We start from the raw sequence: 14745 nt of genomic DNA, 5'->3' as shown, positions 1-14745 counted from the left end.
CTAGCCGCGATATTACCCAAGTTGGGTAATCAGCCTGGCCTTTTGGCAGGGGTCCTCTGATCGCGATGCTCCTCTGCATGGCGAGCAATCAGCAGACCAGACCAGGCATCGGCGGGCTGGCAAAGGACCGTGCTACCGGACGTATCGGCGTCGTCATGGGCGAGGTCGGCGGCCGTGTGCAGATGCGGCCGGTCCATGGCGGCAGGGAGTGGGACGTCATGCGCAACGACGTGGCATCCCTCAGCGCGCGGGAGGAGCTGAGCGTTCGGCTGGCTGACAGGAACAGCAACAGCCGGGGCGGGCTGTGATGCGCGCCGTCGGTCGGTACGCCGGGGTCCTGTTCATCATCTGCATCAGCGGTTCATGCGGCTTGGTGATCGGTATAGCCCTCGGCCTCGGTCAGTAGACCGGCTGCCCCGGACGGGTGCCGTTACGGCTCCCCCGTCCCCGTTCGGGGCCGGCCTCCAACCCGCTCCCGATCGCCTTCGAGCCGTGCCCGGCGATCAGGGCGGCAGGTAAGCGCCCTGCACCACCTCACACCAGGAGATTGCAGATGACGGCAACAGCGAACGATCAGAAGACCGGCCGCGCGGTGGCGGGTGAGGACCTGTTCCAAAGCCTCGCCCACTTCGTGATCACCCACAACGAACAGTCGCCCGAGCGTGCCGAGCGGATCGCGGACCAGGCGCTCGCGTTCGTGGTCACGGCGGCCACTGCGACGATCCCCATGGTCCCGTCGGATGACGTGGACCTCGGCCTCCACGCGCTCATCCTGCACACGAAGGAGTACGCCCAGCTGTGCAAGCAGTACGCGGGGCGGTTCCTTCACCACAACCCGAAGCCGGGCGGCGGGGCGCGTGACCCTGAGCGGGTCGCGGCCTCGGCTCACGCTATGAAGGCGGCCGGTTTCATGGTCTTCGACGACCTGTGGACCGTGGACGGCACGAACCTCGCGCAGTGCGACTCGGACTGCGGCCGGCCCTACGGTCAGAATTGACCCAGCCCCCCACAGCGACGCGACCGGCCACGCCCCGTGGCCGGTCGCGTGCGACCGGAAGGAGAAGAGATGTTGTCCGGTCCAACACCTGAACTGCCGATCGTGGTGCTCGACGCGCTCATGCCCACGGCTCACCACCTGGTCATCAACCGCCGGGGCTCCACGGTCTGGGAGGTGGAGAGCCCACGGGGTCACTACGCCGTGAAGCTCGGCCACCCGATCGAGGCCACGGCCGACTGGGCCGCCCAGCCCTGGACCGCGCTCGCGCCGGCGCGCGAGGGTGTCGTACTGCATCGTCTCGGCCTCGACGAGATCGCCTACGGCGAGTGGGAGCGCGGTACCTGGAACTTCCAGCCGTGGCACGAAGGCCCGGACCTGTACCGGCTGTGGGAGCCCTGCCGTGGACCGGACTCGCCCATCGCGCCCCACACGGATGTTGCCCTGGGGTGTGTCGAGGCACTGGCGGAACTGCACGCGAAGGGCTGGGCCCACGGAGACGTGCAGCCCGCCCACTTCATCATCGGGCCCGAACGGACGCACCTGATCGACCTCGCCCTCGCCCGTGGCAAAAGCGTGCCCGAGGCATACGACTTCCCGTTCCGCGGCTGCCTGGTCCACTACGAAGCACCCGAGATCGCCCGCAGCGTGCTCGCCACCGGCGAGGCCGAGCCGACACCGGAAGCCGATATCTACGCCCTCGGCGCATCCCTGCTCATCTCCGCCACCGGCTGGCGAGCGGTCGCATACCCGGACGACGCTCCTCGACCCGTGCAGAGAAAAGCCGTGGCGAGTGGTCGTCGCCGCCCCGTAAAGGCCCCCGGTGAACTGGGCGAACTGATCGAAGCCATGCTCAGCCACGCACCCGAGGACCGGCCGACGATCTACGAAGTGAGCAAAGCCCTGAGCTGACCCCGAAGCACGTGCACCGGGCGTTGCTCGTGCTGTGGCGGACCGAGGAAAGTGTCCGGTTGCAGTCGGATTCCGGCCGCGACGTCACCGCGCTCCGGATGGATCTGACCGTGGCCGCCATGCGTCTGCCGCCCGGCATGCCCCTGGACGGCAAGGCGGTGGCGTCCCTCACCGACCCCGACGGCAACGCGCGGATCGGTTTCGAGGCAGCACAGTCCCGCACGCTATCCAAGCCGCGCCGGGCACGGAACCTCGCCGCCCAGCACCCCGCGACGTACGTGGCGTTCGACGTCCTGGCCCATCCTGCGGCGGGCTTGCCTGACCTGCTCCCGCGTCCGTACGGGCAGCGCCGCCAAGTCCTTCTGGACGTGCTCGTCGACGCCGGTCCGTCGATCGTGCCGGTGTGGCCGACCAGCACCGGCGCCTGCACGTGATCCGTCTCCCACACCTGACTACGCCACCCCCGCAGCCTCGCCAGGAACACATGATGCCGGCGCGCCGCCCGCTCACCACCCGCCCGCTCCCCCGGCGACAGATCACGGCGGATCGCCCGGTGCAACGTCGGATTCGACGGGCGCGGATCCCCCTCGCCCCTGGTCGGGCGAGCGGTCAGCTCACGGTGCACCGCCGCAACGTTGGCATTCCACAGCCCCAGCAGAGCCCGGACCTCATCAGTAACCGTGAACCGCCCGGGATAGACGGCCCGCTCCCCCGGTGCCCGGGCCGTAGCCCCGTCCCGCTCTACGGCCGCCAGCCACCGCCTCAGAGTTCGGTCGTCCAGATCCCGACAGGGTGCTCACTCGGGGGCAGCCACAACTGAGGCTGGGAGTCCCGATGCCTCGCCTCAGCGATGTGGGCGGCGATCGACGGACGCCGCTACGACGACGCGAAGGCCCACATGCGCGAATGCCCAGGCACTCGCAGAGATGTCCGGCGATCAGGCCATCAAGTTCCGCATCTGGAGCCACGCGGGGGCCATGTACCGGCACATGGGCCGCCCGGCCGACGCCCTCGCCGCCAACGACGTCGCCCGCAGCCTGCACATCACCCGACGCGACCCGCTCTTCGCCTCTCTCGGCCTGGCCCGACAGACCGCCATTCACGGTGCCGCCCAGGACCGCAACGGCACCCGCAGGGCCTACGACCAGGCCCAGGACGCCATGCTCCGCGCCGACCCCGACGCACACCGGCCCGTGTGGCTACTCGCCTTCTACGATCAGGCCGAACTGGACTCTCTGGCCCTGTCGGCCTACCTGTCGCTCGGCAACTACCCCCAGGCAGAATTCCACGCGCACCGCTGCCTCGCCAACCTGCGGCCATACATGGTCTGTTCCAGGGCGATCACTACAACCCGGCTGGCCCACGCCCAGCTCGCTCAAGGCGAGGCCGAAGCCGCCACCGCAACGGCGATGAAGGTCCCGGCTTCAGCCGCTACCCAACACGCCCGCGTATCCCGCATGCTGCAAGAGCTCGGGGCCGCACTGCGCGCCAAGGCGCCCGGCAGCCCCGCAGTGCAGACCTGGACCGAGCACACAGCCGCATGGAGGACCAGCGCATGACCACGGCCCCCGCCATCGAACTCCGGCAGTTCACCAACCTCGACACAGCGCGCGGCGACCTGCTCGACGTGTACGCCGAGGTGCGGGCGCCCCTACTCCACCTGCCGAACTACCAGGTGACCGCCTTCGGCGAGCGCCTGGACCGCCACAGTGCCGAGCCCGGATTCATCACCATCCTCGCCTACGCCGGCAAGCAGCCGATCGGCTACGCCTACGCCAACCGAATCAAGCACGGCGACCGGTACTGGCAGCGCACCACTCCAACGCCGGACGACCAATACACCTCGCAACCCGCCGTTGCCCTGAAGGAGATCGGCGTGCGTCCGGCCTGGCGCGGCACCGGCACCGCGCGCCGCATCCACGACGCGCTGCTCCTCACCCGAGACGAAAAGTACGTGACCCTCATGGTCAACAAGGCAGCCGGCAACGGAAAAGTCCACGACCTCTACAGGACATGGGGATACAAGGACATCGGGCGCAGCCAGCCGTCCCCGGCCTCACCACTTCTCACAGTGATGATCCGCCCCACCCGCTGACCACCAGGGTCAGGCGTTGAAGCCCGCCTGCCGTACGCCTGACCCCCGAATACGACACGGATCAAGGGGACTTCAGGTGATTGGCGTGCGGCCCAGCCAGCGGATGCGGGATCTCGGAGTCGTCCAGCACGGCGCCGGCATTCTCGCCGAACCGGCACGCGCGCTCACCCTGCCCGCCGAGCACGACGAGGCCGAGCGCATCACCGACGCGCTTTTCGCCGCGATGGAGCGGATCGGCCAGGTCCACCCCTTCGCCAAAGGCATGGGCATCGCCGCCCCGCAGATCGGCATCGGCCGCGCTGCGGCCGTCGTCCAGCCGCCCGGTGACGCCCCGGCGGTCATCCTGCTCAACCCGCGGATCACCGACCGCTGCGACGATGTGGACGAGCAGTACGAGGGCTGCCTGAGCTTCTTCGACGTCCGCGGCCTCGTCCCCCGCCCCCTGAAGATCACCGTCGAGACCACGGCCCTGACCGGCGAGACCGCGACCACCGTGTACGCGCGCGGCCTCGCCCGCCTCATCCACCACGAGATCGACCACCTCGACGGGCTGCTGTACACCGCCCGCATCAGGACCGGCGTCGACCCGATCCCCGTGGAGGAGTACCGCCAGACCGGCCGGGCCTGGGTCTACGAGTAGACCAACGCATGTGGCCTGCGCGTATCACGCACAGACAGCCATCGCGGGTTGTCAGTGGCGCTGTGTAACCTCCGCCGGTGATCATCGACCGAAATGGCTCCGTCGTCCCCGCGCTTCACCAACAAACTCCTGCGCAAGGCCACGGGCACGTGCATTACCCGCGCCGGCCAAGAGGACCTTCTGGCGTCCTTCCTCTGGCTCCACGAGGGGCAAGATAGCCCGCGACATCCACGGGTTTCTCGAACGCCACCGGGATCGGGTCGAGCGCGACCGTTCGTCCGCCGGCGGGTGGCCATCGGCGGCCCTGTCCACGAGCCGGACGCCAACGGCCACCGGCTGGGGTGGTTCGTGGTCACCGGCCCGGACGCCGCCGAGGTCGAGGAGCGGGCCGACACGCTCCTGCGGCAGATCCGCATCCACGTCGAGCCGCACCCCAACGGGCCCGGTCAGGTCAGACCGGCGAGCACGTCGGCCATCGCGCCGTAGCTCTCGCGGACCGCGTCCGCCTTGGCCAGCCGGTGGCGCTCCAGGCGGATCGCGCCCAAGTGCCGGGCCTCGTACACCCGCGCCCGCCACACTGCGGCGGGCGAGCGGTCCAGCACTCCGTAGGACTCCCAGAACGTTTCGCGCTCGTCCGCCTTGGCCGTCGCCATGCGGATGGTCCAGTCAGCCGCCGGATCACCAAACCAGGTGCGGTCGAAGTCCAGCACGCCGGTGATCACCGGCTCGGGGGCCGCCGGGTCCATCAGGGCGTTGACGGTCCACAGATCCCCGGTCAGCAGCCTCGGTTCGGTGACCTCGTCGAACACGGCGCTCTCGTGCGCGGCCACCGCCGCGACCTTCCGCACATCGGCCGCGTCCAGGCCGACGCCCTCCAGGTCGGCAGCGATCTCCTGAAGCGACGCGATCACCGCCTCACTCCAGGTGGCGTACCCCGGGCCGCTGACGGGCCCAAAGCGCGGACCGCGCACGTCGTGCACAGAGCGGGCGATAGCGCCCATCTGCCGGAAGAACACCGGCCACGCGGTACGCGGATACGTTCCCAGGTGCTCCGGGGCCGCGATGCCGTCCAGGTGGGTCTGGATCATCCAGTCCCGGCCGATCACCTCGTGCGACCAGTCCGCGGCGAGCACCCGCGGCCAGCGGCGCGATCACCGCCAGCCACGGCAGACTCGCGAACTCGTTGCGCATCAGGTGACGCTCACTGCGGAACTGGCGGCCCTCTTCCGGCGCGACCCGCAGGATCACCGGCCGGGCCTGACCGGCCAGGGTGACGCGGTAGACGTTGTTGTACATCCCCGTGCCCAGCTTGAAACCGGACACAACCGTGGCGTCGCCGCCGAAGGCCCGTCGGCAGACCTGTTCGATCTCCTCCGCCGTCAATGACTGCTGGAACGCCTCCGAGGCACGCACAACCGGATGGAAGTCCATGCCGCTCAGGATGCCCCGCCCAGAAGCTGTTCAACGAGCTGCTGACCAAGCGGGAGGTGGCCCAGCTTCTCAGCTACACCCGCACCTCGACCATCGACGCCTACGTCCGCGACCGGCCCGGCTACTTCCCTGAGCCCGACGAGGACATCGACGGCCCCCGCTGGCGCCGCGGCACGATCGTGGCCTGGGTCGCCAGCCGCCCCGGCAAGGGCCGGCGCAGCTCCGCCCCGGCGGCCAAGCGGCCTGAGGTGTCGGCGGACGGCGACCCCGACGAGCTGCTCGGTACGCCTGAAGTCGCTGCACTGCTCGGCTACGCAAGCCCAGTTCCTTCTCCAGCGCCCTCTACCAGAGGCGCATCCCCGAACTGCCCGCACCGGACGCGAAGGTGAACGAAGAAGGCAGCCGCGGCCAGCCCCGCAGGAAAACGGCGCCAGACCACCGTCACCGCGGCCGCTCGCCAGCGCAGCGCCTCGCCCGCCACCGGCCCCTCCGAAATCAGGACCCCTGATCGCCCCCCACCGAGCGTCCACGGTGTCGGGGGGGGGGCGGGGGCCCCCCCCCCCCCCCCCCCCCCGGGCCCCCCCCCCCGCCCCAACCCCCCCCCCCCCCCCCCCCCCCCCCGGGGGGCGGGGCCGGGCGGCGCCGCCCCCCCCCCCCCCCCCCCCCCCCCCGACACCGTGTTCCCGCACTCCGGGCAAGAACCGGCCGCCGGCCTGCAGCCCCGTGGCGTCAGGGGTTGAGGTCCAGCACCCGTACCGGCCGGCCGTGCCAGCGTCCCGGCTCGGTGGTCGCGACGATCGCGCCCTCAGGCCGGTCCGCCGTGGGCTGCGCGGCGTACTCGGTGTGAGCCTGTGCCCACGTCTCCTGGCGGGCCACCGCCAGGGCGGCAGGTAGGTCCAGTTCGACGATGGTGGCGCCGGGCAGCGCCGCAATGTGTTCGGCCGTTCCCGGCCGGGCGCGGTCCGCCTCCACCAGCGCGCACGCCGGGACGTACAGGAACCAGTCCGTCTCGGTGTGGGCGCGGTGGATCAGCCGGGACGCGAGCAGATTGCCCTTCCCCGCCGCCGCCATCGCCGTCTCATCCAAGACGATGTGCATGGCATCGCTCACCGTCCGGCCACCTGCGTCGCCTGTGCCAGACGCCGATCCAGCTCCGCGTCCAGGTCGTGCTGCTCGGCAGGCGTGGGAGCGTAACCGCTCCACTCCTGCAGCGCCGCTCGCGCCCGCTCGGCCCGCTCCGCCCGCTCCTTGGGGGTGAGCAGCGTCTGGGCCAGACGCGCCAGGTAAGCGCGCAGGGACAAACCCTCCTCCGCCGCTATGGCGGCCAGCCGGTCCTTGGCCTCTTCGGGAATCCGTACGTTGGCATCCGACATGCTGCCGCCCCTTTCCGTCCACCTCGCTCACCAGGATACGGGTACGTACCCGTAACCTGCCCCACTCCCCTCGTGTTCCTGCCCGGCTCCCCGGCAGGGCGCCGAGGAGCACGTACGCAGCTTGCTTGCCAGGCCGGTGAGAGGGCAAGCCCTTCCGATTCCTGGGCCTGGTCCTGCCTCGGGTCGAAACCAGCGCGTGCGCGAGCGCAGGCACCCCCCCCGAAAAGGGAAAATCCCACCAGTTCCGTTCCGTATGAGCCCGTTCCGCATGCTGCCTCCCGTGTCTCCTCCACGGCCTGGCGATCAGGGTGTTTCTGGCCGGACGACGAGTTCTGCCAGGTCGAGGAGGGCGTTCAGGGTCGGTGTCCGCAGACTGCGGCAACCAGCCCATCCGGGTATCCACCCCCGCTCGCTCCGGACGCCAGCTCGCCCATCATGACCCTCGCAATGCCTCCTGCCGCCATCATGGAGTCATGCCCTCCAGCTCACAGCACCCCGCACCCGCGCCGCGGGACGTCTCAGGCGCGGACGCCGAGGACCTCGCGCTGCACAAGGAGAAGTTCCGGCGGCGTCTGCCGAAGTCGCTGGACGAGCTGCGGGGGCCGACCCAGGGTGTCGTGGAACTGCCCCTGCACATGGCCTGGTCCGGGATGACCTCCTACGACCTGGGTAAGCCGCGCCAGCGCATGGGCCTGTACCGCACCGTCCTGCACGAGGGCCTGCACGACGACCTGCCCCGCTACCTCAATGAGGACCTGCTCCTGCAACTGTGGCCAGTACTGCGCACCCTCACCGGCCGCCCCGTGCGCACCGTCCGGGAAGACGCCTTCCCCCAACTCGCCTCCCGCACCCGGGCAGCCGCGTGACGGACATGCCGCAGCTGCACAGGCCGCTCCTGACGGACGTGATCGCCCCCGGCTCCCCACAGATGGTGTGCTTCGCGTCCCACTAACGTGGGTGCATGACTGAGGACATATGGGCGGGAGTGAGGAAGCGGGTGCTCCGGCTGGCCGAACACCCCGCAGCAGGCAAGATTTTCGGGGTGCGAGGCCATGGCTTCCGGCTCGGTCCGGTCCTGCAGGAGGAACAACTGCGAGCGCTGGAGGCGGACTTGGGTGCCGTCCTGCCAGTGCACTATCGGAGCTTTCTGCTCTGTGTCGCAGGCGGAGGTGCCGGCCCCGACTACGGTCTGATGACGCCGGTCGCGGGTGACAGCGGGTGGCAATGGCGCGGCATCGGGCTTGCCTACCCCGCGCAACCGACCACCGCCCAGTTCGCCGGACGGCCCTTCGCAGCCGAGACGCTTCAAAACGAGCTCGACTCGCTCGACACGCGTGAGCCCAAGGAGGACGCCTTTGCGGCCGACAACGCGTTCCGCCGGGCGTACGCGACCTGGGACGCCCGCTACGAGGAACTGAGCCACGCTCAGGAGGCAGGCGCAGTCTTCCTCAGCGAACAGGGATGCGGCTACGCATCACTGCTCGTGATGACAGGCCCCCACCGCGGTGCCATCTGGGAGGACCTGAGGCCGGCGGACCAAGGGATCAAACCGTCCGGGCACGACTTCGCGAACTGGTATCTCAGCTGGCTGGAACGCACCGAGCGGCAACTCAATGTCATCCCACCGGCCCAGGAACACCCCGGCCACTCCTGAGCAATGCACGACACCTCATGATCATCCAGCCGTTCCCTCACCCCACCGCCCCCCACATCCGATGGTGACCCACCAGTCCACAAAAGCTGGACCACAGCCCGTTCTCGTGCACAAATCCGCCAGTTCGCCTCTCCCCGCACAATGACCATGAAACACGCAGTCTGCCAAGCGGTGCGTGTCGGACGCACCGCATGCGCACCAGATCGAGCGGGACTCGCGGTGAAATCTGCCGAGCCCGCGTAGGCCGCGAACCAGCCGCTCGAGCAGGCTGGCGCCGGCAGCGGGCCCTCGTTCTTCGCCGGGGGGGCGATAGTGCTGCAGCCGTTGCCTGGACTCCGGCCGGATCACATACTCGGCCGTCCCAGGCAGTCCGCCCGTAGGCCGGGTGCCGCTCTGCGGCCCCAGGCGGTGGTCAGAGCCGTGAAAAGGAGCAGTCCGCACCCCGACACCGAGCCGGTCTGGCCGGTAGGAGCGCTGCCGCCACGTGTCATGCTGTGGCGGTCTTCAAGAGGGAGGGTGAGATGACAGAAGAGCCGCTGACGCACAAGCAGTCGCTCGCCGCGGTGATCCAGGCGTTGGGAGGCACCTGGGACACTGCGCGGGCCGTACTGGCCCTGCGAGTAGCCGGGTACCGGCCGGCGAACGACGAAGCCGCGGGCAAGGAAGCCCGCCGCAACCTGCGTGACCTCGCCGCCGATGGTCTGATCGTGAGGCCGGACCCGAACCAGGCCGTGTATCGGCCTGTGTAGTCGGCACCGCAGGGGTTTCAGCACCGCCCCGTCAAGGGATGGCGGGTTCCTGAAAGCCGTTCCTGGTGATGTGGGCGATGGCTGACGGGTGGCTGGTCAGCCACTTGCCGCACACCCGCCAGCGGGGAGTGGTGCCGTCGCTGAACTCGGGGCGTACCTCCGCGACGAGCTTGTGCTCGCACTCGCCGCGCGACGCCATCGAGCAGGTCACATCGCCCTGCTGCTCAACGGCCGGTACGTACGGGTGGATCGACAGAATCGGAGAGCGCATCTCCCGCGCTGCTGCATGAGGCATGGCGCGGAGAGTAGCAACGCCGCATCGCCGCCCGCTTACGCGCCGTACGATGCCCCGTGGTCGGTCACGCTTCGTCCTCGTCTCCCAGTTCGTTGACGAGCGGCACGAGGAGCGAGTGGACGGAGAAGCCGGACGCCGGGCCGGGGCCCGCGTCGTATTCGGCCTTCAGGACCTGGACGGCCGACTCAGGGATCTTGCCCAGGTTGCGTAGCAGGCCGGTGATGCGGGTGACCGGTTTGGTGAAGCCTCTGAGGGAGCGGCCCTCGGGATAGTGACAGATGTCGTAGACGCTCTTGGCGTCCGCGACACCGTCCATCTTGGCGGCGTACTTGATGACGGCGACCCTGTCCTCGTAGTTCTCGTAGGTCAGCCGGTCGAAGAGTTCCTGGAGGGCGTCGGTCGTCCAGCCACCGTAAGCCCCGTCGTCGGTCCCGATCCGTTCGACGCGTTCGATGTCCTCGACGGACCCCTCCCGCAGACCGAATTCCAGGATCGGCGCGGCGACCTCCAGGAACCGCTTGGGTGTAAGCATGAAGAGCCGCCCGCCGCCTCGGGTCCTGAGCTCCTCGGTCAGTTCCGGCCGGGGGCCGCGGTTGAAGCCCTGCTCCTTGCGCCACCAGTCCTCTTTGACGTCCGCCGTCAGGAACAGCACGTCGCACTGGCGGCGGCCGGCCTCCCGGAGAATCTGCTCCCACACGAGATAGTCGGCGGCTGCTCCTACACCTTCCTTCGTCTTGTCCATGTAGCCCGGAGGCAGCCGCTTATCGACGCGACGCATGCCCTCCGCGACGGCCTTGTCGTGGTCCTGCGGGCTCAGTGGAGCACCGACCCGGCCGTCGAGCGCACGCTCCAGTTCCGCGATGACCGGGTCGGTGCTCGTGTCGTGGGTGATGCTCTGCCACTCACCCTCGCCGACTTTGACGATCGCGTCCTGAACGTCGTCGAAGACCTCCTCCAACTGGCTGCGCAGACGGTCGGTCTCCCCCTCCGGCAGGACCACGCGATTGGCCCAGGTGCGCAGGGTGCGCTCCGCCTGGGCCGCGTGCCCGGCCATGTCCTCGGCAGCCTGCGCGCCGGAGGAGCGTGCGTCGCTGAGGGTGCTCTCACGGTTGCGCCAGAACTCCACGAGCACCTGGTGAGGCACCCACAGCCGGTCCTCCACGGCGCCGAGCGCGCGCAGCAGGTCGCCGCGCGCCTGCTCGGTGTAGCGGTAGAGGTTGAGCAGGACGTTGGCGTCGGGGGCGACCAGACCGTGGGTCAGCACGGAGGTGAAGTCGTCTGTGGTCGGGGTGCGGAAGGCGCCGAAGTCGTCGAAGAGGCCTCGATTGTCCGCCCCGGCCGTCGCGTCCTCTGCCACTGTGCCCCCGTCGTCGCCGGATGCCGCGTCCGAGGGGCGTTCCGTACGTCGCGTCCCCTCGCGTTCGTCTGTGGGACCGTAGCGCGTAGAAGACGACCACCGGGAGCGAACGGGGAACTCGCCGAACTGTTGGCCTGGGCGAGCGTCCGTGTCAGCTGGACCGGTGGCTCACCTCGACCCGAAGGGTCGTGCCGGCCGGCGATGCGGTCCGGTGCCCCAGCGGTCGGCCAGCGAGCCGACCATCATTCTGTGGACGGTACGCGGGGTGTTCCGTCACGCTGAGTGCCGTCGAGGGTCCGGGCGTGGGGCGGCGGGCAGTGGGTGTTGCCTGTACAGAACGGAAGATGCCGCGGATGACGGGCGGCATCGACATCATGGTCGACGGCGGCGACGGGGAGCTGGCCGGCGGTGAGTTGGGTCATGAGCCTGACCCTCGGACAGTCTGGGGACCTGGGGTGCCGGCCAGCAGGCGCTGCGCGAGCATGCGGGGTACAGCAGGGCCGCGTTCGCAAAGCTGGTGCGCTTCTCCCAGCAAACCGTGGAGTCGGTGGAGCTGGGCGGAGGATGCCCGACGAGTTGTAGGTGGTGCGGTCGGAGGAACTCCTTGGGAGTACCAGGGCGTGCGAAAGTCGTCGATGTATGCGACGTCCGTCCCGGGCGGGTCTGGTGGTGACGGGTCACGCTCACCGCCGGGACATGGGGCACCCGCCGGGTTAGTCGGCGGCTGACCTGGCAAGCTTCTCGGCCTCGTCGCGGAGGTTCTTGATCCCCTTCAGCGCTGTTTCCCGTGCTGCGCTGATCTGCGCGCCCGGGTGCGTGAGATCGCGCAGTGAGCGTTCCACCTCGGCGAACCACTCGCTCAGGTGCTGCTCACCGGCGTCAGCCAGGCCCGTGCGCTGTCTCAGCGCCATGTCGGCGAAGTGATCCCGGAGTGCCTGTCGGCGCTTGCTGATCGCCATCCGCTTGCTCTGGTCCTGCGCGATGCTCTTCAGGTCCGTCAACGGGCCCATGATCGCGAGCGCCCACTGCACCTTTCCGGCCGTGTCGGCGACCTTCTCGGCCGCCTTGATCTTGCCCCACGGCTTGAACCTGCCCACGCCGTCGGTGATCTTCCCGCTGGCGTCGAGCACCCTCTGGCCCGCCCGGGTCTTGTTGAGCCACTTCGCGACATCGGCTGCCCGCTCCCTGCTGTCCGCGACCGTTTTGAGCCACTCGCGCAGTCTCCCGGCACCCACCTTCGCGGCCTTCTCCGCCGCTTCCCTGACCGCCCGTTCGTACGGTGACTCTGTGGGCGCGGCGAGCGTCGCCTCGGGTGAGTCGACGCGGTTCACCCAGTCCTCGGGCTCCGCACACCATCCCCGTACTCGGTGACCAGCATGTCGAACGCCGTTCTCACCGCTGAGGAGAACCTGACGTCGAAGTCAGTCCGGACATGGACCAGTTCCTCGGAGATAGCACTGGCGATCTCGACCGGTACGACGCCGTTCTTCTCGCAGACGCTGTCGGCGGCTCTGCCTCCCACCGTTCTGATCCTGGCAGCGCCGGCCGCCCCCTCCAGCAGCGCTGGAAACGCTCCCGCATCGAGGACCTGGCATCCCGCCGCTCCTCACCCTCCTGACACAAGCGCCCACCCGCGTCACAGGCGGGATACCGTAAGAGACGCGGCCTCTGGTTGAAGGGATCGACGAACTCCCGGCGGGCCAGACGCCGCACGATGGCCGGTATGGAGAGGCCAGCCACCTCTCCCCCGTAAAGCCGAACGGCTTCGCGGAACCGGCCATCGCTGTACTTCGCGCGGCGACGGCCGTGTGGGCCCTGGCTGTGTTCACGAGTTTGGGCTCTGGCTCACTTTCCGTGCACATACGTTGAGTAACGGCTAATACTCCAGCTGTAGATCGGGATCCGGCTCGTGGCGCTGGTCGCTCCAGCTGACCTGTAAGTCGCTCATGGATGCCTGGCAGAGTCCCCACTGGGGTGCAGCCGCACTGCAGTGCCGCAGTTTCAGCAATCTGGGCAGTACGGACCAGCGGGTGCCTTCGGAAAGTCGTCGCGCTCGTCCAGCCACCCGCAGAGCCGTTCGGCCAGTATGAGGTCTTCAGGAAACAGAGCGTGACCGTGCTCGGGGCATCGGGCGTTGGGATCCCAACCCCACATGCGGCCTTCTGGGGTGCTGTAGTCGACGAGGGACCAGATCGCACAGCCCCACGTCAGGAGCGGTACGACAGACGGCGGGTGGTGGGGGGTTCCGCGCCAGCCCAAGTACTCCTCCAGCAACCGACGACTGTCGCTGAAGCTGTAGGTCATATCCGTGACGGACAAAGCCTCGCCCCAGCGGCCGAACCCACCGTCGGCGACTTCGAGATAGATCCGCTTGAGGAGCCGTGGCATCGGATGCCCCACCGCGGCCTCAAGCTCGGCCACGGCCTCGGGCGGCGCAGGCGGCGGCAGCTCGCCAGCCGCATTCTGCTTTCGGATGCTGTGGATGATCTCGTCGTCGGTCATGCCGACATTCGTAGCAGCTGCCACCGACATTGCCCGGGCTGCCCGAGGCAACTGATTGCGGTCGCCGTTGATCCTCGAAGGTTGTGTGGACTGTCGATGAGACGGTGGCCGCGGGCCACAGCAGAGCAACGAGATTCAGCGACTGTTCACGATGCTTGCGGCCCCTGCGCGATGCGGCGCACCGGCTTCGCTGGTGCGATTGGCGACGCCGCCACCAAGCCCGAGCCAGCCACTACCGCAGACAAGCCGCGACCCAGACATGAAGATCACGTTCTACAGCTGGAGTACTAATGGTTAGAGGGCTGTGCGTCTCTGTGTCAGAACGGCGGGTCTTCGGCGCAGTCACCTGTCCCGTTGCGCTCCCACCACAAATCGCGATCGGCCCTACGGGCTTCTCGGGCTGCTACGTCGTTCGCGTTTTCCAGGGTGCTGGTGTCGTGACCCCAGGCGTTCAGCGCGTCCAGTGCGCGGTCGCGCTTGTATCGGTCTGTGCTGGTGCTGAGCAGGCGGTGGGCGTGGCAAGCCAGCTCATTCCGATGCCGGATGAGGGCGTGGTGCTCGGTGAGGGGGATAGCGGCGACGAGGGCCGCGTCGCGCACCATCACGTTGTCATCGATGAGGAACGGTTGAACGGCAGAGTAGATGATCGGGCGAGTTCAACCGGTCGTTGCAACACCGGGCTGTTGTAGTGAGCGTAGCTGCTCCTCGAAGACCTCGGCCGGTGTCTTCCAGCCGAGGATCTT

At 68.9% G+C, this 14745-nt stretch carries 20 protein-coding genes and 2 pseudogenes; 13 read left to right on the top strand and 9 right to left on the bottom strand.

Annotated features, from left to right (window positions below; genetic code table 11):
- Positions 1–65: 65 nt before the first annotated feature.
- From ACFYW5_RS35830 to ACFYW5_RS35795, 8 genes and pseudogenes are all read left to right on the top strand, one after another.
- Positions 66–308 (top strand): hypothetical protein, encoded by a 243-nt coding sequence (locus ACFYW5_RS35830; protein WP_389421328.1) that lies wholly within the window; start codon positions 66–68, stop codon positions 306–308.
- 245 nt (positions 309–553) lie between these two features.
- A complete protein-coding gene (locus tag ACFYW5_RS35825) occupies positions 554–997 on the top strand; it encodes a glycine-rich domain-containing protein (RefSeq protein ID WP_389421327.1) in 444 nt (147 codons plus the stop codon).
- A 72-nt stretch (positions 998–1069) separates the two neighbouring features.
- Positions 1070–1906, top strand: a complete 837-nt coding sequence (locus tag ACFYW5_RS35820; RefSeq protein WP_389421341.1) for a protein kinase — start codon at positions 1070–1072, stop codon at positions 1904–1906.
- Positions 1907–1965: 59 nt separating this feature from the next.
- Positions 1966–2340: a hypothetical protein gene (locus ACFYW5_RS35815; RefSeq protein ID WP_389421326.1), complete on the top strand. Its 375-nt coding sequence runs from the start codon at positions 1966–1968 to the stop codon at positions 2338–2340.
- Positions 2341–2747: 407 nt separating this feature from the next.
- A pseudogene (locus ACFYW5_RS35810) lies at positions 2748–3465 on the top strand (XRE family transcriptional regulator); the annotation flags it as partial.
- Complete coding sequence (locus tag ACFYW5_RS35805) at positions 3462–4001, top strand: GNAT family N-acetyltransferase (protein ID WP_389421325.1); 540 nt, start codon at positions 3462–3464, stop codon at positions 3999–4001. The pseudogene ACFYW5_RS35810 and the gene ACFYW5_RS35805, both read left to right, overlap by 4 nt.
- Positions 4002–4086: 85 nt before the next feature.
- On the top strand, positions 4087–4641 hold the full coding sequence (locus ACFYW5_RS35800; RefSeq protein WP_389421324.1) for a peptide deformylase: 555 nt from the start codon (positions 4087–4089) through the stop codon (positions 4639–4641).
- Between the two features lie 288 nt (positions 4642–4929).
- Positions 4930–5127 carry a hypothetical protein gene (locus tag ACFYW5_RS35795; protein WP_389421323.1) on the top strand — a complete coding sequence of 66 codons (198 nt, stop codon included), beginning with the start codon at positions 4930–4932 and terminating at the stop codon, positions 5125–5127.
- Here the strand turns inward: ACFYW5_RS35795 and ACFYW5_RS35790 are convergent.
- A complete protein-coding gene (locus tag ACFYW5_RS35790) occupies positions 5088–5729 on the bottom strand; it encodes a phosphotransferase family protein (protein ID WP_389421340.1) in 642 nt (213 codons plus the stop codon). The two genes, ACFYW5_RS35795 and ACFYW5_RS35790, sit on opposite strands and share 40 nt — an antisense overlap.
- A 399-nt stretch (positions 5730–6128) precedes the next feature.
- Between ACFYW5_RS35790 and ACFYW5_RS35785 the strand changes: the two genes are divergently transcribed.
- On the top strand, positions 6129–6461 hold the full coding sequence (locus ACFYW5_RS35785) for a hypothetical protein (RefSeq protein WP_389421322.1): 333 nt from the start codon (positions 6129–6131) through the stop codon (positions 6459–6461).
- 340 nt (positions 6462–6801) lie between these two features.
- Here ACFYW5_RS35785 and ACFYW5_RS35780 read toward each other — a convergent pair whose 3' ends face one another.
- Complete coding sequence (locus tag ACFYW5_RS35780; protein ID WP_389421321.1) at positions 6802–7170, bottom strand: hypothetical protein; 369 nt, start codon at positions 7168–7170, stop codon at positions 6802–6804.
- An 8-nt stretch (positions 7171–7178) separates the two neighbouring features.
- A complete protein-coding gene (locus ACFYW5_RS35775; protein ID WP_389421320.1) occupies positions 7179–7445 on the bottom strand; it encodes a hypothetical protein in 267 nt (88 codons plus the stop codon).
- A 473-nt stretch (positions 7446–7918) separates the two neighbouring features.
- Between ACFYW5_RS35775 and ACFYW5_RS35770 the strand changes: the two genes are divergently transcribed.
- The 3 genes from ACFYW5_RS35770 to ACFYW5_RS35760 all read left to right on the top strand — a co-directional run bounded on the left by ACFYW5_RS35770 (position 7919) and on the right by ACFYW5_RS35760 (position 9848).
- Positions 7919–8311 (top strand): hypothetical protein, encoded by a 393-nt coding sequence (locus ACFYW5_RS35770; RefSeq protein ID WP_389421319.1) that lies wholly within the window; start codon positions 7919–7921, stop codon positions 8309–8311.
- Between the two features lie 95 nt (positions 8312–8406).
- On the top strand, positions 8407–9099 hold the full coding sequence (locus tag ACFYW5_RS35765; RefSeq protein WP_389421318.1) for an SMI1/KNR4 family protein: 693 nt from the start codon (positions 8407–8409) through the stop codon (positions 9097–9099).
- Positions 9100–9620: 521 nt separating this feature from the next.
- A complete protein-coding gene (locus ACFYW5_RS35760; protein WP_389421317.1) occupies positions 9621–9848 on the top strand; it encodes a hypothetical protein in 228 nt (75 codons plus the stop codon).
- A 31-nt stretch (positions 9849–9879) separates the two neighbouring features.
- Here the strand turns inward: ACFYW5_RS35760 and ACFYW5_RS35755 are convergent, their stop codons facing one another.
- The 5 genes from ACFYW5_RS35755 to ACFYW5_RS35735 form a co-directional block, all read right to left on the bottom strand.
- Positions 9880–10143 carry a hypothetical protein gene (locus ACFYW5_RS35755; protein WP_389421316.1) on the bottom strand — a complete coding sequence of 88 codons (264 nt, stop codon included), beginning with the start codon at positions 10141–10143 and terminating at the stop codon, positions 9880–9882.
- 64 nt (positions 10144–10207) lie between these two features.
- Positions 10208–11500: a PIN-like domain-containing protein gene (locus tag ACFYW5_RS35750; protein ID WP_389421315.1), complete on the bottom strand. Its 1293-nt coding sequence runs from the start codon at positions 11498–11500 to the stop codon at positions 10208–10210.
- Positions 11501–12213: 713 nt separating this feature from the next.
- A complete protein-coding gene (locus ACFYW5_RS35745; protein WP_389421314.1) occupies positions 12214–12831 on the bottom strand; it encodes a hypothetical protein in 618 nt (205 codons plus the stop codon).
- The gene (locus ACFYW5_RS35740; RefSeq protein ID WP_389421313.1) at positions 12828–13022 is read right to left on the bottom strand and encodes a hypothetical protein; all 195 of its coding nucleotides are present in this window, start codon (positions 13020–13022) and stop codon (positions 12828–12830) included. Before ACFYW5_RS35740 ends, ACFYW5_RS35745 begins: the two co-directional genes overlap by 4 nt.
- 479 nt (positions 13023–13501) lie before the next feature.
- Positions 13502–14002, bottom strand: coding sequence for an SMI1/KNR4 family protein (locus tag ACFYW5_RS35735; protein WP_389421312.1), 501 nt, complete (start codon positions 14000–14002; stop codon positions 13502–13504).
- Between the two features lie 115 nt (positions 14003–14117).
- Between ACFYW5_RS35735 and ACFYW5_RS35730 the strand changes: the two are divergent.
- Positions 14118–14265 (top strand): annotated as a pseudogene (locus ACFYW5_RS35730) (IS701 family transposase); the annotation flags it as partial.
- A 54-nt stretch (positions 14266–14319) separates the two neighbouring features.
- On the opposite strand, the gene ACFYW5_RS35725 reads toward ACFYW5_RS35730, so the two are convergent.
- On the bottom strand, positions 14320–14607 hold the full coding sequence (locus tag ACFYW5_RS35725) for a hypothetical protein (RefSeq protein ID WP_389421311.1): 288 nt from the start codon (positions 14605–14607) through the stop codon (positions 14320–14322).
- Positions 14608–14745: the final 138 nt, after the last annotated feature.

This window comes from Streptomyces sp. NPDC002779 (genome assembly GCF_042888685.1).
GTDB lineage: Bacteria > Actinomycetota > Actinomycetes > Streptomycetales > Streptomycetaceae > Streptomyces.
Note: the sequence above shows the minus strand (reverse complement) of the source record. Positions and strands in the feature narration are given on the sequence as shown.

Bases quoted from the DNA above. Each gene is read 5' to 3' on its own strand.
- ACFYW5_RS35775 (WP_389421320.1), bottom strand. From the start codon at position 7,445: ATGTCGGATGCCAACGTACGGATTCCCGAAGAGGCCAAGGACCGGCTG.
- ACFYW5_RS35760 (WP_389421317.1), top strand. From the start codon at position 9,621: ATGACAGAAGAGCCGCTGACGCACAAGCAGTCGCTCGCCGCGGTGATC.
- ACFYW5_RS35765 (WP_389421318.1), top strand. From the start codon at position 8,407: ATGACTGAGGACATATGGGCGGGAGTGAGGAAGCGGGTGCTCCGGCTG.
- ACFYW5_RS35830 (WP_389421328.1), top strand. From the start codon at position 66: ATGCTCCTCTGCATGGCGAGCAATCAGCAGACCAGACCAGGCATCGGC.
- ACFYW5_RS35790 (WP_389421340.1), bottom strand. From the start codon at position 5,729: ATGATCCAGACCCACCTGGACGGCATCGCGGCCCCGGAGCACCTGGGA.
- ACFYW5_RS35825 (WP_389421327.1), top strand. From the start codon at position 554: ATGACGGCAACAGCGAACGATCAGAAGACCGGCCGCGCGGTGGCGGGT.
- ACFYW5_RS35735 (WP_389421312.1), bottom strand. From the start codon at position 14,002: ATGACCGACGACGAGATCATCCACAGCATCCGAAAGCAGAATGCGGCT.
- ACFYW5_RS35805 (WP_389421325.1), top strand. From the start codon at position 3,462: ATGACCACGGCCCCCGCCATCGAACTCCGGCAGTTCACCAACCTCGAC.
- ACFYW5_RS35755 (WP_389421316.1), bottom strand. From the start codon at position 10,143: ATGCCTCATGCAGCAGCGCGGGAGATGCGCTCTCCGATTCTGTCGATC.
- ACFYW5_RS35780 (WP_389421321.1), bottom strand. From the start codon at position 7,170: ATGCACATCGTCTTGGATGAGACGGCGATGGCGGCGGCGGGGAAGGGC.
- ACFYW5_RS35770 (WP_389421319.1), top strand. From the start codon at position 7,919: ATGCCCTCCAGCTCACAGCACCCCGCACCCGCGCCGCGGGACGTCTCA.